This window comes from Rhodoflexus caldus (genome assembly GCF_021206925.1).
Classification (GTDB): Bacteria; Bacteroidota; Bacteroidia; order Cytophagales; family Thermoflexibacteraceae; genus Rhodoflexus; species Rhodoflexus caldus.
This window is the reverse complement of record NZ_JAJPRF010000001.1, coordinates 473,494-496,896: the sequence shown is the minus strand read 5'-3', so window position 1 is coordinate 496,896 and position 23,403 is coordinate 473,494. Positions and strand designations below refer to the sequence as shown.

Sequence of the window (23,403 nt, the reverse complement as noted above, 5' to 3'; positions counted from 1 at the left end):
CAATAAACCCATATCATTCATGCCTTATCTTGTTTTTGACGTAGAAACTACCGGATTAGAGCCGGATTATCACGAAATCATACAAATCGGGGCGGTTTTATACGATGACCGATGGAACGAAATTTCCACCTACCTGAGCAATGTTTATCCCGAGTATCCTGAGCGATTTTCTATTCCCGCATCGGAGGTGCATAACCTAACCGTTGCAGACTTGGACGATGCGCCAATGATTCACGAAATGCTGGAAGACTTTGAAGATTGGTTGATGGATGAACTCAACTTGCAAACCCGCAGCGACCTTCGCAGAATTGTTGTATGCGGGCAAAGTGTAACCACTGATATTAATTTTTTACGCTTTGCCTACAAAAAATCGCAAATGAGTTGGGAGTTCTCCTATCGGCCGTTGGATTTGTTTGTGCTTTCCAATTTTTACTTCCGCATCCTGAAAGCCAACGGGATTGCCGGGCCTAAATCGTTGAGCCTCAAAAGCGTGGCGGCTTACTTTGGCATGGAGCGCGAAACAGAAACCCACAATGCGCTGGAAGACTCCATTCTCACAGGTCGTTGTTTGGCGCTCATTCTAAAAAATGCCGAAAAGTTTCGCGTATCGGAAGACGATTTGGCATTTTGGGAAGGCGAGGATGACTAAAAGGTTGTTCATTCGTCGGGATTGCGTAATTTTGGCAGTCCAAAAAAAATCAAATTTTCGCCCATTATGAACATTCACGAATATCAGGCAAAAGAAATACTGAAAAGCTACGGCGTTCGCATTCAGGAAGGTATCGTAGCCGATACTGCCGAGGCGGCTGTTGAGGCAGCGCGTCAGTTGCAGGCATCTACAGGTACGGAAGGCTGGGTTGTAAAAGCACAAATTCATGCAGGCGGACGCGGCAAAGGCAAAACCAAAGAAACGCAACAGGAAGGCGTAAAATTCTGCACTTCGTTGGAAAAAGTAGAAACCGTAGCCCGCAACCTGCTTGGTAATACGCTGGTAACTGTCCAAACCGGTGAACAAGGCCGCAAAGTGAATAAAGTATTGGTAGCACAGGATGTTTACTACAAGGGCGAAAGCGAACCCAAAGAATACTATGTGGCAATTCTCTTAGACCGTTCCAAGGCTTGCAATGTCATTATGGCAAGTACCGAAGGCGGCGTTGAAATTGAAGAAGTAGCCAAACATACTCCCGAAAAAATTATCAAAGTATGGGTTGACCCTGTTCAGGGTTTGCAACCCGAGCAGGCAAAAGAAATTGCCGATAAACTTGGCCTTTCAGGAAAAGCTCACGAAGGCATGGTAGAGTTCATTACTGCGCTGTACAAAGCCTATGATGCTACCGATGCGGTTCAGTTTGAAATCAACCCCTGCCTGAAAACTTCTGATAACAAAATCATTGCCGTTGATGCGAAGGTAAACTTAGACGACAATGCCTTGTTCCGTCAGCCGGCACTTGCAGCCATGCGCGACCTGAACGAGGAAGACCCGTTGGAAGTGGAAGCATCTGCATCAGGACTGAATTACGTGAAACTAGATGGCAATGTGGGCTGTATGGTAAACGGCGCAGGTTTGGCAATGGCTACCATGGACATTATTAAACTCTCCGGCGGCGAGCCTGCCAATTTCTTGGATGTGGGCGGCGGTGCAAATGCGCAAACAGTGGAAGCCGGCTTCCGCATCATCCTGAAAGACCCGAACGTAAAAGCTATTTTGATTAATATTTTCGGCGGTATTGTTCGTTGCGACCGCGTGGCCAACGGTGTGGTAGAGGCTTACAAAAAAATTGGCAATATCAACATCCCGATTATTGTCCGCCTGCAAGGCACGAATGCCGAAGAAGGCGCACGCGTAATAGAAGAATCAGGATTAAAAGTAACTTCTGCCATTCTTCTGAAAGATGCAGCCGAGAAGGTGAAACAAGCTCTGGCAGAATAAGCACAAGCATTGTTTCGGCAAAAAACAAAAAAACCATCTCCGATTGTAGCAGAGATGGTTTTTTTATTGCACATTTTTGCGCTAATGCTTCGGATTTGCTTTATGCAAAAAAAACTGATTGCCAAGCTGATAGCAAATAATTCGCGTTGCAGGAGCATTAACCCGCCGATTTCATCAGCGCTACAAAGTCATCAAACAAGTAGTGCGAATCGTGCGGCCCCGGCGATGACTCGGGGTGATATTGCACTGAAAACGCTTTTTTGCCTTTGATACGAATGCCCTCTACCGTATTGTCGTTCAGGTTAATGTGTGTCAATTCTATTTGCGGGTGGTCTGCTATCCCCTCCATGCTAACGGCAAAGCCATGATTTTGTGAAGTAATTTCGCCTTTGCCTGTGAGCAGATTTTTAACAGGGTGATTCAGCCCGCGATGCCCATGGTGCATTTTGAAAGTTTTGCCGCCTGCTGCCAGCGCAAGTATCTGATGACCAAGGCAAATGCCAAACAGGGGCTTGTCGGCAGCTAATATTTGCTGTACGGTTTCAATGGCATAGTCCATTACGGCAGGGTCGCCCGGGCCGTTTGAAATCAGGTAGCCGTTCGGGTTCCACTGCTGCATTTCGGAGAATGTTGTTTTGGCGGGGAACACCTTGCAGTAACAACCGCGGCGTGTCAGGTTGCTTACAATGCTGCCTTTTACGCCCAAATCAAGCACGGCAACGCGGAAAGATGCATCGCTGTTGCCTTCAAAGTAAGGTTCTTGTGTGCTGACAACCGAGGAGAGTTCCAAACCGTTCATATCGGGAACATCCTGTAAAAAGCGGCGGAGCGCTTCTTCTTCGCTCAATTCGGAAGAAATAACTGCATTCATGGCACCTTTGCTGCGCAGATGGCGAACCAGCGCACGGGTGTCAATGCCACAAATGCCTACAATGCCGGCCTCTTCCAAATACTGCTGCAAAGCCTCATCGGCGCTGTGGCGAGAGTACACATCGGAGAAAGTTTTTACTACCAACCCCTGAATCTGAACTTTGCCCGACTCCACTTCATCCCGCTTGGTTCCATAGTTGCCAATGTGCGCATTGGTATTTACAATAATCTGCCCATAATAGGAGGGGTCGGTGTAAATTTCCTGATAACCCGTCATGCCGGTGTTGAAACAGATTTCGCCGCCGGAAGTGCCTTGCTTTCCGATGGACTGTCCTTTGAAAATAGTGCCATCTGCCAGCATCAGAATGGCATCTTTGCGCGAGGAAACTTTGTTATTCATAGGTGCAGGGAGGTGGAAATAAAATAATGATTTGTAAAAAAGGGAAGTTGCCGTTTGTCGGACAACTTCCCTTGATATGCTGATGGATTGAATGCACTGCGATAATTTAAACAGCAATTGCGGATTCAGCCAATACAATTACGTTGTTTTGCAGCACTTCAATAACCCCGCCGTCAATTTCAAAGTATTGATAGCTGCCGTTTTGAGTACGCACACGCACTTTGCCTTTTTCCAATGCGCTGATGATGGGCGCATGGTTTTCAAGTACTTCAAAAGAGCCGCCTGTACCCGGCACTTGAACGCCTGTGGCAGCGCCTTCAAATACTTTTCTATCGGGGGTGATAATTTCTACTTGCATGGCTTTTCAGATTATTTTTTCGCTTCTGCCATCAGGCGCTCACCTTTCTCGATAGCCTGCTCGATAGTACCCACCAAGTTGAAAGCGGCTTCAGGCAGATGGTCTAATTCGCCGTCCATAATCATGTTGAAACCACGGATGGTATCTTTGATATCTACCAGTACGCCTTTCAGACCTGTAAAGGCTTCCGCTACGTGGAAAGGCTGAGACAGGAAGCGCTGTACGCGGCGTGCACGGTGTACAACTAATTTGTCTTCTTCCGACAATTCGTCCATACCGAGGATGGCGATGATGTCTTGCAATTCTTTGTAGCGTTGCAGGGTTTCTTTCACGCGCTGTGCACACTTGTAGTGCTCTTCGCCTACGATGTCCGGCGTAAGGATGCGTGAAGTAGAATCCAGCGGGTCTACCGCAGGGTAGATACCTAACTCGGCAATCTTACGGCTCAATACGGTGGTTGCGTCCAAGTGAGCGAAGGTTGTTGCAGGAGCAGGGTCGGTCAAGTCGTCGGCAGGTACGTAAACCGCTTGCACAGAGGTGATAGAACCGCGCTTGGTAGAGGTAATGCGCTCTTGCATGGCACCCATCTCGGTAGCCAGTGTAGGCTGATAACCTACTGCAGAAGGCATACGACCCAACAGGGCCGATACTTCGGAACCGGCCTGTGTGAAACGGAAGATGTTGTCAATGAAGAACAGGATGTCGCGTCCTACGCCGTCGCCTTCACCATCGCGGAAGTATTCGGCAACGGTCAGACCTGACAGAGCTACGCGGGCACGAGCACCGGGAGGTTCGTTCATCTGGCCGAATACGAAGGTTGCCTGAGAGTTTTTGAGTTCTTCCAAATCTACCTTAGACAAATCCCAGCCGCCTTCTTCCATAGAATGTTTGAAAGCCTCGCCGTATTTGATGATACCGGCTTCAATCATTTCGCGCAGCAGGTCGTTACCTTCGCGAGTACGCTCACCTACGCCGGCGAATACTGAAAGGCCTGAATAAGCCTTGGCAATATTGTTAATCAATTCCTGAATCAATACGGTTTTACCTACACCCGCACCACCGAACAGACCGATTTTACCACCTTTTACGTAAGGCTCAATCAGGTCAATTACCTTAATACCTGTGTAGAGTACTTCGGAAGTTGTAGAAAGGTCTTCAAACTTAGGAGCAGGGCGGTGGATAGGCAGCCCTTTGTCGGAAGAAGGCTGCGCAATACCATCAATAGCCTCACCCACTACGTTGAACAGGCGACCACGGATACCTTCGCCAATTGGCATTTTGATAGGCCCGCCGGTATCAATCACATCCATTCCACGGGTCAAACCTTCCGTGCCGTCCATTGCAATGGTACGTACACGGTCTTCACCCAGGTGTTGCTGACATTCCAGCACGATGGTTTGTCCGTTTTCTTTGGTTACTGTAAGCGCATCGAGAATCTGGGGTAGCCTTGCACCCTCTGCCTCGAAGCTAACGTCCACTACCGGGCCGATCACTTGCGTAATTTTGCCAATATTTGCCATGAATTATATAAATGTAATGCGTCTAAAATGCTTGTTTTCAAGCAGCAGCCTTAGGCACTGCCAAAAGTTGCGCAAAAATAGAGTGTAACATTGTTTCCTACAAATAATATTGAATCAGATTTTTGTGAAAGCGCCTGATTATCTGAATTATGGGCTTACCAACCAACACATGGGCTGAAATCATTGGTTAATTTGCTATCTTACATACATCGCCCGACACGAAAATTATGGATGATGCGGAAAAACAACTCAGAGCGTATCTGAGCAAATTGCTGAGCATAGAGGACAGCAAGAAAATAGTGTTGGCAGAGGCGGATTTGGAGCGAATATCGCTGGAATTGGGGGTTTCTTGGCAGGACGTAAAAACCATTCGCGACCGTCATTTGCAAAAAGCCGAATCGTTTCTGAAGAATGGTTTGTTCAGTGAAGCTATCGCTGAATTTAATGAGTGCATGGTTTTGCACCCCAACCTTCAAGCGGCTGTACTGGGCCTTGCAAAGGCCTGCTACGGCAAGTGGTTTGCCCAACCAACGGCTGAAAATCGTCAGGCGGCCGTAGCGGCTATCCGCAGTGCTATTGACCTTTTCCCCGCCGAACAGGAACCTTATCAGCTACTCAAAACGATTCAACTGCCCCCTGCAATCCCGACCGCACCGAAGGATACGCCACAAAAAGCATGGGCGTTGATAGCTGTTTTATTGGTTGCCGTGTTGCTGGCGGTTGCCGTCGTTTTTGTTGCAAGGCAATCTTCTCCTGTTCCTGTGGAGTCGCCTCGCGGCAGCACGCCTATGCCTTCAACTCCTGCGGCAGAAGTTCCTGCGCAGGTAGAGGAAGCGCCAACATCTGCCGCAGTTCCTGCACCAAAGAGTGGGGTTTCTAAGAAAGAAACGCCTCCGACAACTACTGCCGAACCAACCCCGCAAATCGGTGTTTTTTTTGATGAATCATTGGAAAAAAGCCTTGATTTTCAGTTGGAAAACTCAGAATTGAGCTTGTACCCCGGTAGTTATGCTTACAAACTGACAGGCTATTTTCAGGTAAAAAATGCAGAAATTGAAAAGCTCAAAATCCGAATAGAGGGACTGGACGAAAACGGCAAAGTTTTATTCACGCAATACAGAGATGCTGCGGGTTCTTTAACCTCCGGGCAAACCTTCCGCCCCGATGATTTGATACCTTTTGATTTTCTCCTGTACAAAGAAGGCGAAAACAGCACCTCTCTCCGAAGCGTGCGCTTAATGGTGCAGGAAATGCGCAAGGAGGATGCCGCCCCCTCTTATGCGGCTGCTCAACCGATAGAAATCATCTGGAATTTTGAAAAATCGCCTAACATCAATCTGGCTGCTGCCGTTCGCGAAAGCCGATTTTCTGAATATTCGCTGGGCAAGAAAGGTACAACCCACCACTATGTGTTGGAGTTCAAAAATACGGGTAATCGGCATTTGTCGCAGGTCAAGTTTGCGGTGGAGTACTTAGACAAAAACGGGAAATCGCTTGATTTACACGAGCGCTATGCCGTGGTTGCTTCCGGTGCTAAACTCAGGCGCGGTCAGGTGCGTTTGTATCATGGCGTGTACATCATAGATAACCTTAGCCCCGACAAAGTAGCGGGATTCCGATTGCGTATTGTAGAGGCGCAGTAAACAGGTAATTTTTTAAGCCAAAAAGCAACCTTTACCAAGGTGCGGCTATCCTTTACGGTGAAAACAAAAACCTTCATCGTCATGGAACAAATACTCGCCTCGCTCATTATTGTCTCCTCTTTGTTTTTTTCGGCCTTTACGGGTGCCGATGAAGAAACGCGTCGGTTAGATACTTTCAATGCCGTCGAGCTCAAAGGCCCCTTTGAAGTAGAACTGATTCAAGGAGAAGAACACACGGTTCACATTGAAGCCCGCGGCACTTCCGTGCTGTCGGATGTAATAACAGAGATGCGCCACGGCCGCTTGTATGTTGAACATCGGCGCAATGATTACGACTACCGCGAATCGCGCAGAGTGCTTCTGACAATTACTTGCCGCGAATTGCACGAACTAACGGCCAAGGGTGCTTACGTCATCCGCAACAAGGATACTATCCGCAGCGAAAAGTTGATTGTAGAAACGAACGGTGCGGGTAATATGTACCTGAAAGTGGACGTTCAAACGCTGGACATGCGCGTGCGCGGCGTAGGTAATACGGAAGTCAGCGGAAAAGCTGCCCAACAGATTGTGCGACAAAGCGGCATAGGCAACTACCGAGCCTTTCAGTTGGAAAGCGATACTGTCGATATCTCCATGGATGGCATCGGCAACATAGAAATTAATGTGCGTAAGCAAATGGAAGTAAATTCTTCCGGTATCGGCAATGTGCGCTACAAGGGCAATCCCGAAATTTTGCGGGCACATGCTTCCCTGTTGCAAAAAATACGGCCGGCCAATTAAGTAAACTACCTCTCCCGATTTATCGGTTCGGCGGCTTTGAAAACTTCCACCGAACCGATTTTTTTAAAATACTTGCCTACCTACTCATAGGTAGATATATTTGCGCCCCGAATAGTGATTCCTGCCAATGAATACGCGTGAACTTATTGTGCAAACGGCTGACGGCTTCATCCGCGACAAGGGCTTTAATGCTTTCAGCTACAAAGATATTTCCGCGGTCATTGGGATTAAAACATCCTCTATTCATTACTATTTTCCGACAAAAACATTGCTGGCGGTGGCAGTGGTGCAGGAACATATGCGCCGATTGGAACAATTGATACATCAATTGGCAGGCAAGCCCGCATTAGAGCAATTGGATGCGTTTACGAAGGTGTACAAATGGTATCAATCCGCCGGGCAGGTTTGCGTGATAGGTTCGCTGGCTACCGACCTGCACACGGTGGAAGAGCCTGTGAAGGTTGCATTGCAGCAACTGACCGACCGCACGCTGAACTGGCTGACCGAAGTGCTGGCTCAGGGGCGGGAGAATGGCGAAATAGTTTTTGACATGCCGCCGCGAAGCAAAGCGCTGCTGATTATCACCAATTTGCTGGCTGCGCTGCAACTGGTACGCCTAACCGGTGAGCAAGATTTTGACCTTATCTGCCAAAGCATTTTAAACGATTTGACAATTCATCCCTGAAATATTTATGAGAAGAGTAGTTGTAACAGGTATGGGAGCGCTGACTCCCTTAGGCAATAATGTGGCGGACTTTTGGAATGGCTTGGTGAACGGAGAGAGCGGTGCGGGGCCTATCACCAAATTTGACGCAAGTAAGTTTAAAACACGGTTTGCCTGTGAACTGAAAAACTTTAATCCGCTGGATTTTATTGAAAAGTCGGAGGCAAAGCGCTACGATATGTTTACGCAGTATGCGCTGATTGCCGCCGAGCAGGCTATTAAAAATGCCGCAATAGACTTTGAGCAACTCAACCGCGACCGCATCGGTGTTATCTGGGGTTCGGGCAACGGCGGTATCCAGACTTTTCAGGAGCAGGTTACAGAGTTTGTCAAAGGCGACGGCACACCGCGATTCAGCCCCTTTTTCATTCCTAAAATGATTGTGGACATCGCTTCGGGGATTATTTCCATCAAATACGGCCTGCGCGGTGTGAATTTCACCACTGTTTCTGCCTGTGCTACTTCCACAAGTGCCATTATTGAGGCGTTTAACTACATCAAATGGAATAAAGCCGATATGGTGATTACCGGCGGTTCGGAAGCTCCGATTACGGAAAGTGCCATTGGCGGGTTCAATGCAGCCAAGGCGCTTTCTACCAATAATGAAAATGCAGCAACAGCCTCACGTCCGTTTGACGTAACCCGCGATGGCTTTGTTATGGGTGAAGGTGCGGGCGCGCTGGTGCTGGAAGAATTAGAACATGCCAAAAGGCGAAATGCGCCCATTATAGCAGAAGTTGTAGGCGGCGGCGCAGCAGCCGATGCTTACCATCTGACAGGAACGCACCCCGAAGGCGAAGGTGCTTACTTGGGCATGATGGCAGCGCTGGAAGAGGCCGGTATCGCTCCTCATCAGGTGGACTATCTGAACACGCACGCTACCTCTACCCCATTGGGCGATATCAGCGAATTAAAAGCTGCACTGCGCGTTTTCGGAGCGAATCAAAACCTTAGCATCAGCGCCACCAAATCCATGACGGGGCATTTGCTGGGGGCAGCCGGTGCCGTGGAGGCTATTGCATCTATCCTAAGTATTGTTCACAACCTGATACCGCCTACCATTAACACAACAGAAATAGAACCTGAGTACAAAGACCTGTTCCATTTTCCGCTGGGCAAAGCAGTTGCCAAAGAAGTGAACTATGCCATGAGCAACACATTCGGCTTTGGCGGACACATTGCTACGGTGTTGTTTGCCAAATATCGCGGATAAGCAAAAGCTCACTACATTACCTGATGTTACTTCTCTACAAGACCACGAAGTTTTTGCGGTCTTGTGGTAATCAAGTGGCTCGCCGTTTTTAATTGTTGAAAAAAAACAGTTATTTAAAACCCGACAGATTGCTAAAACCTGTCGGGCTTGTGTATATCTGCCAAAAATTGTAGCGCGTGCAACGGCGCGTGCAACGGCGCGTGCAACGTTCTTGAAAAGCACGTCTTAATCTGCTCAACTGCTTATATTTGAGGAAGCATTCACGCATCCATGAACAAGAAAACAAAAATCATCGCCGGCATTTTTATCGGTTTGTCGGTTTTGGCTTCCGTATTCAGCTTGTATTTCTATCAGCTTTTTTTTGCCGCTAATTTTCTGATTGATAAAAAGGATAAGGCATTGTACATCCCGCCCGGTGCAGGTTTTGAACAGGTGATGGATTCACTCAAAAAAGGAGCGTTTCTCAATGATGAAATTTCTTTTCGATTTGTTGCCAAAATGCTGAAATATCAGGATGCGGGGCGCGTAAAGCCGGGGCGCTACGTCATGAAAGCAGGCATGAACAATTTGGCTGCCGTGCGCAAACTGCGCAGCGGTGCACAAGACCCCGTGCGCGTAACTTTCAACAACGTGCGTGTTAAAAAAGACTTAGCAGGCCGCATCACGCGGCATCTGATGGCAGACTCTGCCCGACTGTTGCAAATGCTCAACAACCCTGCGGTTGTAGCTGCATATGGTTTTGATACTGCAACTATTCCGGCAATGTTCATTCCCAACACCTACGAGATGTACTGGAATACGTCCGAAGAAGAGCTGCTCAAAAAAATGCATCGGGAATATGAAAAATTTTGGACGGCAGAGCGCAAAGCCAAAGCCGATGCGCTTGGTTTGACTCCTGTACAGGTTTCCATTTTGGCTTCTATCGTAGAGGCTGAAACCAAAAAGCGCGACGAAGCACCGCGAATTGCGGGGGTTTACCTCAACCGCCTGAATGCTAACGAAAAATTACAGGCAGACCCAACGGTAGTATTTGCCATAGGCAATTTTAACATCAAGCGCTTGTCTTTCAATGATTTGAAGTACGATTCGCCGTACAATACCTATTTGTACACAGGCCTGCCGCCCGGCCCTATCAACGTGCCGCCTTTGCAGGCAATTGAGGCCACTTTGAATCCCGAAAAACATAGGTACATGTTTTTTTGTGCCAAAGAGGATTTCAGCGGCTACCATGCCTTTGCCGAGACTTTTGATGAACACCTGAAAAATGCTGCCCGCTACCGCGATGCACTGAATCGCGCGGGCATTATGAAGTAGTATGAGCCTGATAGAGCGTTTTAGGGGACATCCTGCGGTGCGCAGTGCCGGTCAGCAAATCAACAACTGGCTGAAGGAACGCAACATCCGGTTAAATGATTTCCGAACCAATATTTTCCTGCGTGTGGGGGCACTTTCAGCCACCATTTTCGCATTTACCGGTGTTATCGGACAGTCCGGTTATGCTATCACGGGGCTTGGGCTGGGCGGCCTGATTATCGCCCAAACACTTTGGCTCATTCGCAAGGTGGAAAATACCAATCGCGAAGTGATTCACTTCCTGAATGCCATTCGCTACGACGATTTTTCTTATCACTATCGCCCTGCCACCGAAGGCGAAACTTTTCAGGAACTTGCAGCAGCCTTTAACAATGTTATCAGCCATTTCAGAGAAATCCGCAGCGACAAAGAAGCGCACTATCAGTACCTGAAAACCATTATTCATCATATCGGCATCGGGTTGGTATCGTTTGATGCCATGGGGAACGTGCAAATTATGAATACTGCTGCCAAGCGTCTGTTTAAAATTACGGGCAGCGTTCGCAATGTGCAAGAACTTGGCACATTCAGCCCCGAGCTGGTGGAAAAGTTTATACGGCTGCGCACAGGCAACCGCGACCTGATTAAAATTGTACACGGCGCGGAAATTATCCAACTGGCAATGTATGCCATAGAGCTCAATCTGCAAGGCAAAGAATACAAACTCATCACCCTGCAAAACATCCACAACGAACTGGAAGAGCAGGAAATGGACGCATGGCAGAAACTCATCCGCGTACTGACCCATGAAATTATGAACTCGGTAACACCGATTTCATCGCTGGCAAGCACGCTGGAAGGCGAAGTGGAATATTTGCAGGAAAACAGCGGACAGTTGCGCCCCGAAGACTTGGAAGATATGCAAATGGCTATCAAAACCATTCAGCGGCGCAGCGAGGGGCTGATTCGCTTTGTCAGCGACTTCCGCAACCTTACGCACGTGCCAATCCCTCAGTTCAAAAATGTGCCGGTTGCCGAAATATTTGCACACGTGGTTACGCTGATGGAGCCTGAAATGAAAGCCAATGACGTAAAATGTCAGGTTGAGGTAGAGCCGCAGTCCTTAGTGATTACGGCTGACCGCGAGATGATAGAGCAGGTGCTCATCAATATTGTTAAAAATGCCATTCAGGCGCTTGCGGATGTGGAACGGGAAAATGGTCGTCGCATTATTTTGCTGGCTCGATTTGATGAAAAAAGCCATCCGTTCATTATGGTGCGCGACAACGGGCCGGGCATAGACCCCGACGCATTGGAGCGCATTTTTATTCCGTTTTTTACCACCAAAAAATCAGGCTCGGGCATTGGTTTGAGCCTTTCGCGCCAAATCATGCGCTCACACAGGGGCACATTGACGGCTCATTCGGTAGTAGGCGAGGGTACGGATTTTATTTTGAAGTTCTGATGCTTAAAAAGCAAAATCCCGACAATGTTCCAAAAACCGTCGGGATTTTTATGGGAGTACGATACTTAACCTATTTGCCTTTTTTAGCCTCGGCAATCAGTTTTTCGTTCAGGCGCACATAGTCGTTGTTGCCTGCTTCTTTTGCCATAGCCATCGAGCGCTCGGCAGTGGCAATTGCTTCCTTGAATTTGCCGAGCTTATACTCAATTTTTGCTTTCAGGTGTACTGTCCAATATTGGGGCTGCATATCTACCGACTTGGTAATCAGGTCATATGCCAGTACTTGGTCTTTGTTGTTGTCGTACAGATAGCTGGCAATTTGGTAGTACAAACCGGCATCTTTCTTAGGGTCTAAGGCGCGCTGAATTTGTGCCATTACTTTGCTGTCTACTTCGGTTTCAATGCGGAAACGAACGGCAGTTTTTTCCCACATAATTTCCACTACCGCACTGTTGGGTTTTACATCAGCAAAGTTGATGGTGAACGATTCAACAGGGGTTGGCAGCGACTCAGGCTTCACTTCGAATCGCACTACATCTTCTTCTTGTTTGTAGTTGTTGGTTTGCGCAGTGGCATTTTTGTTAAAGATGATAACCCAACTGTTTTGGTTAGGGATGGTAAACAGTGAGTAGTCGCCTTTGGGAACAGTTTTTCCGCCAATGGTTACATCTTCGGAAAAAGTAAACTTCGTGGCGGCATTAGCACCTGTGCGCCACAAGGCACCATACGGAACAAGGTCGCCGAAAATAACGCGGCCTTTCATGGACGGGCGCGAGTAAGAAACGGTAATTTCGCCTAAACCGACTGCCTGAGAAATTTTGGCAGCAGGGCTTGGTTGTGGTGTGTTTAGTTGGGCTTTTGCAGTTACGACAGTGGCAATGGCCATGAGCGTAAATACAAAATGCTTCATACGCAGATTTTTCATGATGGTAGCAGATTGTGTTTAAGTGTAATATCGTTTCAAAAGTACGCCAATTTAGTCTGCTTTTTGTGAGTTGCAGCGGTTTTATCGCCGTTTGCCGGGCTGGTCGCGCTTTCTTTTATTGATTGCTGCATCTTTTTCAATCTTTTTGTTATAGTTGTCTTGCCACTCCTTTGGGGTCATGTAGTGAGGACAATGGGAGCGTCGCTGACAGCTGCTTGTGCCGATAACAAATAATATCAGCAGCCCGTAAACAATTTTTGAGAAAGTGCTTTCGTTCATAAGAAAAGTAAATGTTTTATTGCTCAAAACCGTTTCTGTTATAAACGTTCCCTCGATGTTTGAAAATATATCGATTAAGTACAAAATTACCAGCATTGCCTTATTGGTCAGCACCATAACACTGCTGTCGGCAATGTCTGTGCTTTTTGTGTTCGATTTTTTCAATAAAGAAGATGAAATGCGTGCTCAGTTGGAGCAAAAGGCACTGCAAATACACGAAAAGAACAAAGACTTGGTTCGCTATAATACGCTCTCCCGCGTACAGCGCAATGTGCGCGCAGCAATGCTTGGCGAGCCTAATATTACAACCGTCGCTATTTATGACAGTGCCGGACAACTTTTTTTTGACTACCGTCGCGATAGTAACATAGTAAACAATACTTTGCGATTGCCCGCCGACAAGGAGGTGAGTTTTAACCTTTTGGGAAACTCTCTGGAAATACACAAACGCTATGTAAGCGATGAAGGCGTAAAAGAGGGAGAGGTATATATTCGTTCCGAGCTTGCACCACTTTATGTGCGTGCACGGCAGTATCGCAATGTGTTTGGCATTGTTTTTCTGATAGCGCTGGGGTTGTCTTTCTTGTTGGCTTCACGATTGCAAAAGGCCATTTCCGAGCCTCTTTTGTCGCTGGCAGCTATGACCCGGCGCATCTCCCACAACTATGATTACACCCTGTCTGCTCCTAATTTGGGCCATCGCACCGATGAAATAGGCGTTCTATTGGATAATTTCAATGAGATGTTGGCACGCATCAAACAGCAAAATGATGCAATTCTTCTTGCCAAAGAACAAGCCGAAAACTCATCCAAAGCCAAAGAACAGTTTCTGGCCAACATGAGCCACGAAATTCGTACACCGATGAATGCCGTTATAGGAATGACAGACCTTTTGCTCGATACTCGCCTGACATCTATGCAGCGCGAATATCTCGAGATTATCCGCAGTTCATCGGAGCACCTGCTGGTGATTATCAACGATATTTTGGACTTATCCAAAATTGCGTCGGGTAAAATGACGTTTGAAAAGCGCCCGATTAATCTGCGAACTATCATCCAGAATTTAGTGGTTTCGCACAAACCCAAAGCCGATGCCAAAGGGTTGTCCATTCACGTGATTATTGATGAGCAAATACCGGCCGTTTTTATAGGCGACCCCGTTCGGCTGAATCAGATTTTGGTCAATCTATTCAGCAATGCCATTAAGTTTACCGAGCAGGGGAGCATAACCATCGGTGCTACGCTGTTGGACTCATCAGGGGATAAAATCCATCTGGAATTGTTTGTACAAGACACCGGCATAGGTATTCCGGAGGATATGCACGAACAAATTTTTGAGACATTCACACAGGCCAGCAGCGATACGGCGCGCAAGTATGGTGGTACAGGTTTGGGGCTTTCTATTTGCAAGCAATTGGTTGAGTTACAAGGCGGTACTATCCACCTCCAAAGCAAGCCGGGCATAGGCAGTAAATTTACTTTCCGGATGGGGTTTGGCAAAGCGGCCGAAACAGCGCCGGCCATCATTCAATCGCCTCAACCCTCCGGTACTCCTATGGAATCGGAGCGCCCTGCCTTTGCGCGTATTTTGTTGGCAGAAGACAATGAGTTCAATCAGGTATTGGTTACTGCACTGCTCAAAAAATGGGGCATGGAAGCAACCGTTGTCGGCAATGGACGAGAGGCGGTCGAAGAAGTCAGTCGCAATAATTATGACCTCGTTTTAATGGATGTGCAAATGCCTGAAATGGACGGCTACAAGGCAGCACAAAGCATCCGTCGGTTAGAAGACCGCAGCAAAGCCGCCATCCCGATAATTGCAATGACTGCCTCGGCACTCAAAGGCGAGGTAGACCGATGCATGGCTGCCGGTATGGACGACTTTATCGCCAAGCCGTTTGACAAGCAATTCCTTCGCGAAAAAATCCTGAAATACCTGACCAATGACGATGCGGACAATAAGGCTGCCAAGTGAGCAGCACAAACCGACATTTAGGAAGTAGGATGCAAGATTTGATGAATCAGCGAGTAGGCGAATGCGGTAAAACGCTGCGCCTGTTTGCCAATACCACCAATTAGTGAAAATTGTTCAGTACCAACAGGGCAATAACGGCTATGGAGAGTACTATCAGCCACAATCGCTGTAAAATAGAGAGTCGGCGCAATACTTGCCCTTCACGGAAAAACATTTGGTAAGGAACTTTGAAATAGAAGTAAACGGAAATCACCGTAGCAAATAAGCCGCTGACAAACAGCAGGATAAGCCAAGTGCTTTGCAGTTGTTGCCACTGCTGCCAAAGTGCTGAAAACACCAGTAATTTAGCGGCAAAACCTGCCGTAGGCGGTAAGCCGATTAGACCTGCCATTGCCACCAACATAGCAACTCCTGCTGTAGGTGCTGCTTTGCCAACCCCTGCAAATGCGCCAATCTCTTGACTTTGCCGTTCAGGCTCTACCCATGCCATCACACCGAAGGCAAGAAAATTGAGCGCCAGATATACCCACAAATAGTAAATTAATGCTGTGGGTGCCATTGCAACTGCTGCGGCCAGTATAAAACCTGCCTGCGCAATAGCCGAATATGCCATCAGACGGCGCATATTGGTCTGCCGAATAGCCGCCAGCGTACCTATAATCAAAGTAAGTACGGCCAATATGGCAAGCACCGAAAGCATTGAGAGCGCCTGCGGCTGACTTGTGGCGGGTGTGAGCAGCGTCATAATAGCAGCCAATGCACCCGCTTTGGGCACAACGGAAAAGAAGGCGGCAACAGGCAGCGGTGCTCCTTCCAACACATCGGGAGTCCAGATGTGAAACGGTACGGCAGAAGTTTTGAATAACAGTCCGCTCAAAATGAGCAGGAAAACCAACCTTGCCCCCCACACAGGCAGCACATCGGAAGAAACTTGCGCCAAAGAAAGACTGCCTGTTGCGCTCCACCACAACGAAATGCCATAAAGCATGAGAGCGCTTGAGAAAATACCGAACAGAATATATTTTACCCCTGCCTCTGTCGTTTTTTTTCCGGAAGCAAAAAAAACAAGGCCGTAGCTGCATATGGAAATCGTTTCCAGCGCCATGAACAGCATCAGCAGGTTTTGCGTACGCACCATCAGCAGCAAGCCAAGCAATGCACCGCAGAGCAGAGTGTAATATTCGGGTTTGCTGTCATCCGCAAATGGTTTGGGCGGGAAAATCTGCCCCAGAAGCATGGTTAGCAGTGTTCCGCTCACTAACAGCATATGGAACTGCCACACCAAAGGACTTGCCAGCAGCATTTCTGAGAAAAACACCTGTGTTTCGCCGACAGGTTGAGCGGCAAGGGCGGCTAATATACCCGACAATCCGACACCGACAGCCCACGATGACCACTGCCTGCGATGCTTGCCAAGAGCTGTTTGTATCATCAATAAAACCACTGTCAGTGCAGCTACGGCTATTTCAGGCCACAGCAGCCATAAGTCGCGGGTGATATTTTCGGGGAAAAGTTGCACAGCCTGTAAACAGAAAAGCCACCTTGAAGGTGGCTGATTTTCATTTCTTTTGAACGAAGGCTCAATTAAGAAGCCATTGAAGCAACAAACTTAGTCAGTTTAGACTTGTTGTTAGCAGCTTTCTTCCAATGGATGATGTTTTTGCGAGCCAAACGGTCGAGTTTGGAATAAACAACTTTCAGCAGAGCTTGTGCTTCCTCCTTGTTGTTCATCGCACGCAAATTCTTAATCAAGGTGCGAGTTGTTTTATGCTGATAACGATTGCGCGCACGCTTAGTTTCGTTAGAGCGAATTCTTTTTAATGCAGACTTATGATTTGCCATTGCTCAAAATATATTTATCGTCAGAAACGGTTGGTTGCAATTCCGATAAGGACTGCAAAATTAGAAGTAGTTTGCTTATTATCAAAACTTTGCGCCGCTTTTTTTGCGCAAGCGAATATTGAGCAGTTCTACAATGAAGGAATAGGCCATTGCAAAGTACACATAACCCTTTGGAAAGTGGAAATCTAAACCTTCGGCAACCAACAATACGCCAATCATAATCAGAAATGACAGTGCCAGCATTTTTACCGTGGGGTGGCGTTCTACGTATTCGCTGATTTGGTTTACAAATGCTACCATTACGCCAATGGAAATAATAATGGCAATAGCCATAATGATGATTTCTTTTACCAAGCCAATCGCGGTCAGGATAGAGTCAAAAGAAAAAACAATATCCACAAAAATGATTTGCGCCATAACCAGCATAAAACCGGCCGTGATTGTGTTTTTTAGCTCGTCTTCCGTTTTGCCGGCGTGTTCCATTTTGGCGTGAATCTCCGAGGTGCTTTTGGCTATCAGAAACAGGCCGCCGGCCATCAAAATCAGGTCTTTTCCGCTGAATCCAATGTCCATAAAGGTAAACAAGTCTGCATTCAGCCCTATAATCCATTGCACGACCATAAGCAGCAGCAAGCGAACAACCAAGGCAGATAACAGCCCCACTCTTCTGCCTGTTGGTTGCTGTGCGGCAGGCAGTCGGGAAGCGATGATGGAAATAAAAATTACGTTATCAATGCCTAAAACAATTTCAAGGGCAGTCAGCGTAAGCAAACTGATGATGCCTTCGGAGGTAAACAATACGTCGAACATAGTGTTTCAGATGAAAAACGCGGCAATTTACGAGAACTGATGTGAAATGCAGAAATGGCGGCCGATTTAATAAAATCCGCTGCAAGAGGTAATTGGTATGCACGCATACTTTTTTGTAAAACATATCCGATTCCTGCAAAAAAGCCGCTAAATTTGAAGCCGTATATTTCTCCAACCAAACAGCATTTAGATTATGAATTTTCAACTGACAGAAGAGCACCTGGCTGTGCGGCAGGCTGCACGTGAGTTTGCACAAACCGAATTGCTGCCGGGTGTAATTGAACGCGATGAGCACCAGATTTTCCCTGCCGAGCAAATCAAAAAAATGGGAGAGTTAGGTTTTATGGGTATGATGGTGTCGCCCGAATACGGGGGCAGCGGCATGGATACGATTTCGTATGTGCTGGCTATGGAAGAAATTTCCAAAGTAGATGCTTCCGCTTCGGTATGTATGTCGGTAAACAATTCGCTTGTTTGCTGGGGGTTGGAAACTTTCGGTACCGAAGAGCAAAAGCGCAAGTACCTTCCGCGTCTGGCAAAAGGAGAAATCATCGGTGCGTTTTGCCTTTCAGAGCCTGAAGCGGGCAGCGATGCAACCAGCCAGCGCACCACAGCCATTGACATGGGCGACTATTACCTGCTCAACGGTACTAAAAACTGGATTACCAACGGCAACAGCGCCTCTGTTTACATTGTGATTGCACAAACTTATCCCGAAAAAAGACACAAAGGGATTAATGCGCTGATTGTGGAGCGCGATACGCCCGGTTTTGTGGTTGGCAAAAAAGAGAACAAACTCGGCATCCGCGGTTCAGATACCCACTCGCTGATGTTTACCGACGTAAAAGTGCCCAAAGCAAACCGCATCGGCGAAGACGGGTTCGGGTTCACTTTTGCCATGGAAACACTCAACGGCGGGCGTATCGGTATTGCCGCACAAGCATTGGGCATTGCTTCCGGTGCTTACGAATTGGCACTGAAATACTCCAAAGAGCGCAAAGCCTTTGGTCAGGAAATTCATAAACATCAGGCGATTGCCTTTAAGCTCGCCGATATGGCTACTCAGATAGAAGCGGCACGCCTGCTTTGCCTCAAAGCGGCTTATCTGAAAGATGAGCACGCCGACTATGCACATGCAAGTGCAATGGCGAAACTCTTTGCTTCGCAGGTAGCAATGGATGTTACCACAGAAGCGGTACAAATCCACGGCGGCTACGGCTACGTGAAGGAGTTCCACGTAGAGCGTCTGATGCGCGATGCGAAGATTACCCAAATTTATGAGGGCACTTCCGAGATTCAGAAAATTGTAATTTCCCGCGGACTTTTGAAATAATTCATCCCCGATAAAAATCGGGAAAATGGCCGTTTTATCGGCTTTTTGAGGACTTCGTCGGAAAAATCGCCTGTTTCATCGAATAGTTAAAAATTGTATTGTTGGATTGCTTACCTTCGCACCAGAGAGAGTTGAAGAACAAGATTCAACATTTTTTAAGGATTATTTGGTTTAATTGTTAAAGCTGTAGAGCCTGCCCTCCCTGAGAGCAGGCTCTTTTTTTATGCTCGCGTATCAACTTGTACAAAATCAATATTGGACAACGACGAAACACGGCTTATACAGCACCAAATTTGTTGAGGATGCAGGCACAAAACGGGGCTTAGGGTAAATGCACCTTTTATCGAAATCGGATAAAATGCCTGTTTCATCGATTTTTCTTAGAAGGTTCATCGGATAAAACGCCCGTTTCGTCGAATAGCTGAAAATCGTATTGTAGGATTGTCTACATTTGCACCAGAGAGAGTTGAAGAACAAGATTCGACATTTTTTAAGGATTATTTGGTTTAATTGTTAAAGCTGTAGAGCCTGCCCTCCCTGAGAGCAGGTTCTTTTTTTATCTTGACATTATCGGTGTAAATTTGAACAAACCAAGCTATGTTCATCCATGAACCGATTTTTTTTGCTGTTCATCGTTCTTGTTGTTGCCGTTGCGGGCTTCTGTGCAAACGCACAGCCTCTTGCCGGTGGCAACAGCTATCGCATGGCAATTCCTAAAACCGGAATCTATCGCATCAATCGGGCATTTTTAACGTCTATGGGTATCAATGCCGCAGAGATAGACCCGCGACGGATTCAGATTTTCAGTAGCGAGGGCGGCATGTTACCACAGGCCAACAGTGCGCCACGCTCCCCATTAACCGAGCTTGCTATCTACGTACAGGGCGAACAGGACGGCAGATTTGATGCAGAAGACTTCATTCTGTTTTATGCGCAGGGAGCGGACAAGATTACTGCCGACCGCAACCGCCGCCTGCTGCAACATGAAAAAAACCTTTACGACGACCTGAATTATTGTTTCCTTATTATCGGCAGCGTTAACGGCCGACGCATCAGCCAACAAAGCCCTGCCCCCGAATCGGGTAATGCCATTACAGAGTTTCAGGAATTTCTGTACTACGAAAAAGACGAGTTTAACATCGTCAATTCGGGGCGGCGTTGGTTTGGCGAACGTTTTGACTTCCTGACCGAACATACGCTGCGCTTTCCTGCCACGGGGTGGGTAAGCGGCACAGCGGTACAAGTGCAGTCGGCCGTGATGGCGCAATCTGCCACGGAAACCTCGTTTATCTGGCAACTGAACGGGCAAGAACTGGGCAGCCGTCGCATAGGTGCCGTACCTATTTCTACCTATGCGCGCCGCGGAACTATTGCCGAAGCAACTTTTAATATCATACCTGCCGCCACGCCTGCCAACAATGAATTCGCAGTACGTATTCGCTACGACAGGGCAGGAAACAACGCAGCTTTTGGGCATTTGGACTACGTGTCGCTTAATTTTCAGCGCCGCCTGCAACTGTATGACAACGCCACTTTTTTTCGGTCGTTTGCAGCGGCGGAGCAAAGGGCAAGCACTTTTCGCATAGCCAATGCCACGGCCGACTTACAAGTTTGGGATGTTACCAACTTTGCCGCCCCGCAAACAATTGCATTGCGCAATGCGGGCAACGAGGCAATTTTTAGTGTTGCCAATCCCCAGTTGCAACTGCGCGAGTACGCCCTTTTTCGCATGGAAGGTCTGCCGGAGCCGCGTTTTACGGGCGTATCAGCGCGGCAAAACCTGCGCGGTACTGTCACTAACCCCGACTTGCTGATAGTAACAGCCCCCCAGTTTCTGCCGGAAGCGCAACGGCTGGCGGCATTTCGTCAACAGAACGACGGGCTGGCGGTGGAAGTAGTAACTACCACGCAGATATACAATGAGTTTGCCTCGGGGCGAAAAGACCTGACCGCCATCCGCGACTTTGCCCGACTGCGCTACCTGCAACCGCAAAGCCGCCTGAAATACCTGCTGCTGTTTGGCGATGCCTCTTATGACTACAAAGACCGAAACCCGAACAATACGAACTTTGTCCCCGTGTACGAGTCGTATGAGTCGCTGCACCCTATTTTCAGTTTTTCGTCAGACGATTACTTCGGTTTTTTTGATGAGCACGAGGGCGAATGGGAAGAAGATTTCGGCAGCGTGTATAACATGGAAATAGGCGTGGGTCGCCTGCCTGCCAAAACAGCCCGCGAGGCAGCCGCAATGGTTGATAAACTGATACATTACACCACTGCCGCCGCATTGGGCAACTGGCGCAGTCGCCTTGTGTTCGTAGCCGATGACGGCGATTTCAATATCCATTTGGCAGACAGCGAACAACTTTCGTCGTTGGCACAGCGGCGCGGCCGCAATTTTCAGGTACAGAAAGTTTACATTGATGCCTTCCCCCAAGTGGCCACACCTACGGGGCGGCGCTCGCCGGCAGCACGCGATGCGCTCAACCAACAAATTGCCGATGGCGCGCTGATGGTAAACTATACCGGACACGGTTCGGAAACGGGCTGGGCATCGGAGGCAGTGTTGGATGTGGTACAAATTAACAACTGGACAAACTACGACCGTTTGCCGCTGATGATAACGGCTACCTGCGAATTTGGCCGTTATGACAACCCTTTTCTTACTTCGGGGGCAGAATTTGCATTGCTCAATCCACGCGGAGGGGCGATTGCCTTAGTTACCACTACGCGACCTGTTTTCTCGAGTACGAATTTTATCCTCAATGAAGCATTTTACAATGCGGCGTTTACACCCGTGAACGGCACGATGCCACGGCTTGGCGACATTCAGCGACAAACCAAAAACAACAGCGTGAATGGCGTAGTCAATCGGAACTTTGCGCTGCTGGGCGACCCCTCCATGCGCCTTGCCTATCCTGCCCAAGAAATTGTGCTGACAAATGCTCCCGATACGCTCAAAGCGCTGGCCAATGTTACACTTGCAGGCGAAATCAGAAGGCAGGGCATGTTAGATGCGAATTTTAACGGTACGCTGCAAATAGAAGTGCTGGAAAAGGAATTTGAGTTGCAAACGCTTGGCGATGAGGATGCGCCTGCCGTTTATCGCGACAGACCCGCTGCACTGTTCCGCGGAGAAGTGAGCGTGCGTCAGGGGCGGTTTGCCGTGCAGTTCACCATGCCTAAAAACATCAACTATGCCTTCGGGCAGGGGCGCATTAGTGCCTATGCGATGGATGCCGCCCGCAATACCGACGCTGTCGGTGCATGGAATATCACCGTGGGAGGCACTGCAACAACGGTTGTATCGGATAATACACCGCCGCAAATCAGGTTGTTTATGGACAACGAGCAGTTTCAAAACGGTGGGCGCACGCGGTCTGATACAGAGTTACTGGCTTTTTTGCAGGATGATACAGGTATCAATATCAGCAGTATGGGTATTGGTCAAGACATTACCGCTACGCTGGACGGGCAGCAAGTTTTCCTGTTGAACAGATTTTATCGCGCTGCCTTGGACGATTCGCGGCGCGGCAGCCTGCGGTTTCCGCTGCACGACCTCGCCAAGGGAGAACACACCCTGCGGGTAAAGGCTTGGGACGTGCACAATAACCCCGCCGAAGCTGAAATTCGCTTTGTGGTGGAGGAAGACCCGCTGCGTTTGGACAATACCAAAGTATATCCGAACCCCGTAACGGCAGCAACTGACCAAGTGCGTTGGCAATTTACGCACAACCGCATCGGGGCGGATTTTAAGGTAACGGTTGCCGTTTATGAATTGACAGGCAGGCAAATCATGCAACAACAAACAGACCTGTACAATGTAAGAAATGAGCAGGTAGAACTGATTTGGGAAGGGTTTGACGCAACGGTGCGCACGCTTGCCAAAGGCATCTACATGTATCGGATTACGGTAGAGACATTAACCGCCGAAAAAGAGCAAACCGCATTTACCGGCAGACTTGCCGTAATGAGGTAAGCCGTTTTGCTTTTTTGGCTTCCAGAAATTAATATTGCTGATATTTTAACTTTTATTAAAATTC

Annotated in this window: 18 protein-coding genes; 11 read left to right on the top strand and 7 right to left on the bottom strand. The window is 48.0% G+C overall.

Annotation, left to right across the window (positions count from 1 at the left end; all coding sequences use genetic code 11):
- The first annotated feature begins 19 nt into the window (after positions 1 to 19).
- Complete coding sequence (locus tag NDK19_RS02080; RefSeq protein WP_250630170.1) at positions 20 to 649, top strand: 3'-5' exonuclease; 630 nt, start codon at positions 20 to 22, stop codon at positions 647 to 649.
- A 66-nt stretch (positions 650 to 715) separates the two neighbouring features.
- Positions 716 to 1,930, top strand: coding sequence for an ADP-forming succinate--CoA ligase subunit beta (gene sucC / locus NDK19_RS02075; protein ID WP_250630169.1), 1,215 nt, complete (start codon positions 716 to 718; stop codon positions 1,928 to 1,930).
- A gap of 157 nt (positions 1,931 to 2,087) precedes the next feature.
- Here sucC and carA read toward each other — a convergent pair whose 3' ends face one another.
- The 3 genes from carA to atpD form a co-directional block, all read right to left on the bottom strand.
- Positions 2,088 to 3,200: a glutamine-hydrolyzing carbamoyl-phosphate synthase small subunit gene (carA, locus tag NDK19_RS02070; RefSeq protein WP_250630168.1), complete on the bottom strand. Its 1,113-nt coding sequence runs from the start codon at positions 3,198 to 3,200 to the stop codon at positions 2,088 to 2,090.
- 106 nt (positions 3,201 to 3,306) lie between these two features.
- Positions 3,307 to 3,558, bottom strand: a complete 252-nt coding sequence (gene atpC / locus NDK19_RS02065) for an ATP synthase F1 subunit epsilon (protein ID WP_250630167.1) — start codon at positions 3,556 to 3,558, stop codon at positions 3,307 to 3,309.
- Positions 3,559 to 3,569: 11 nt separating this feature from the next.
- A complete protein-coding gene (gene atpD / locus NDK19_RS02060; protein ID WP_250630166.1) occupies positions 3,570 to 5,078 on the bottom strand; it encodes a F0F1 ATP synthase subunit beta in 1,509 nt (502 codons plus the stop codon).
- 227 nt (positions 5,079 to 5,305) lie between these two features.
- Between atpD and NDK19_RS02055 the strand changes: the two genes are divergently transcribed.
- The 6 genes from NDK19_RS02055 (at position 5,306) to NDK19_RS02030 (ending at position 12,196) form a co-directional block, all read left to right on the top strand.
- Complete coding sequence (locus tag NDK19_RS02055; protein ID WP_250630165.1) at positions 5,306 to 6,721, top strand: hypothetical protein; 1,416 nt, start codon at positions 5,306 to 5,308, stop codon at positions 6,719 to 6,721.
- Between the two features lie 81 nt (positions 6,722 to 6,802).
- On the top strand, positions 6,803 to 7,501 hold the full coding sequence (locus NDK19_RS02050; protein ID WP_250630164.1) for a head GIN domain-containing protein: 699 nt from the start codon (positions 6,803 to 6,805) through the stop codon (positions 7,499 to 7,501).
- Between the two features lie 127 nt (positions 7,502 to 7,628).
- Entirely contained in the window at positions 7,629 to 8,186 is a 558-nt protein-coding gene (locus NDK19_RS02045) for a TetR/AcrR family transcriptional regulator (RefSeq protein WP_250630163.1), read from the top strand.
- A gap of 7 nt (positions 8,187 to 8,193) precedes the next feature.
- The gene (gene fabF, locus NDK19_RS02040; RefSeq protein ID WP_250630162.1) at positions 8,194 to 9,438 is read left to right on the top strand and encodes a beta-ketoacyl-ACP synthase II; all 1,245 of its coding nucleotides are present in this window, start codon (positions 8,194 to 8,196) and stop codon (positions 9,436 to 9,438) included.
- A 270-nt stretch (positions 9,439 to 9,708) separates the two neighbouring features.
- Positions 9,709 to 10,752, top strand: a complete 1,044-nt coding sequence (mltG, locus tag NDK19_RS02035) for an endolytic transglycosylase MltG (protein WP_250630161.1) — start codon at positions 9,709 to 9,711, stop codon at positions 10,750 to 10,752.
- A 1-nt stretch (position 10,753) separates the two neighbouring features.
- Positions 10,754 to 12,196: a sensor histidine kinase gene (locus tag NDK19_RS02030; protein WP_250630160.1), complete on the top strand. Its 1,443-nt coding sequence runs from the start codon at positions 10,754 to 10,756 to the stop codon at positions 12,194 to 12,196.
- Between the two features lie 70 nt (positions 12,197 to 12,266).
- Here NDK19_RS02030 and NDK19_RS02025 read toward each other — a convergent pair whose 3' ends face one another.
- Positions 12,267 to 13,121, bottom strand: a complete 855-nt coding sequence (locus NDK19_RS02025) for a DUF2911 domain-containing protein (RefSeq protein ID WP_250630159.1) — start codon at positions 13,119 to 13,121, stop codon at positions 12,267 to 12,269.
- A gap of 334 nt (positions 13,122 to 13,455) precedes the next feature.
- On the opposite strand from NDK19_RS02025, the gene NDK19_RS02020 reads away from it, so the two are divergent.
- Positions 13,456 to 15,375, top strand: coding sequence for an ATP-binding protein (locus NDK19_RS02020; RefSeq protein WP_250630158.1), 1,920 nt, complete (start codon positions 13,456 to 13,458; stop codon positions 15,373 to 15,375).
- Positions 15,376 to 15,475: 100 nt separating this feature from the next.
- Here the strand turns inward: NDK19_RS02020 and NDK19_RS02015 are convergent, their stop codons facing one another.
- From NDK19_RS02015 to NDK19_RS02005, 3 genes are all read right to left on the bottom strand, one after another.
- Positions 15,476 to 16,894, bottom strand: a complete 1,419-nt coding sequence (locus tag NDK19_RS02015; protein ID WP_250630157.1) for an NADH-quinone oxidoreductase subunit N — start codon at positions 16,892 to 16,894, stop codon at positions 15,476 to 15,478.
- A gap of 65 nt (positions 16,895 to 16,959) precedes the next feature.
- Complete coding sequence (gene rpsT, locus NDK19_RS02010) at positions 16,960 to 17,217, bottom strand: 30S ribosomal protein S20 (RefSeq protein ID WP_250630156.1); 258 nt, start codon at positions 17,215 to 17,217, stop codon at positions 16,960 to 16,962.
- An 81-nt stretch (positions 17,218 to 17,298) separates the two neighbouring features.
- A complete protein-coding gene (locus tag NDK19_RS02005; protein ID WP_250630155.1) occupies positions 17,299 to 18,027 on the bottom strand; it encodes a TerC family protein in 729 nt (242 codons plus the stop codon).
- A gap of 193 nt (positions 18,028 to 18,220) precedes the next feature.
- On the opposite strand from NDK19_RS02005, the gene NDK19_RS02000 reads away from it, so the two are divergent.
- Together NDK19_RS02000 and porU are read left to right on the top strand one after the other, a co-directional pair.
- Positions 18,221 to 19,360 carry an acyl-CoA dehydrogenase gene (locus tag NDK19_RS02000; protein WP_250630154.1) on the top strand — a complete coding sequence of 380 codons (1,140 nt, stop codon included), beginning with the start codon at positions 18,221 to 18,223 and terminating at the stop codon, positions 19,358 to 19,360.
- A gap of 607 nt (positions 19,361 to 19,967) precedes the next feature.
- Positions 19,968 to 23,339 (top strand): type IX secretion system sortase PorU, encoded by a 3,372-nt coding sequence (gene porU, locus NDK19_RS01995; RefSeq protein ID WP_250630153.1) that lies wholly within the window; start codon positions 19,968 to 19,970, stop codon positions 23,337 to 23,339.
- Positions 23,340 to 23,403: the final 64 nt, after the last annotated feature.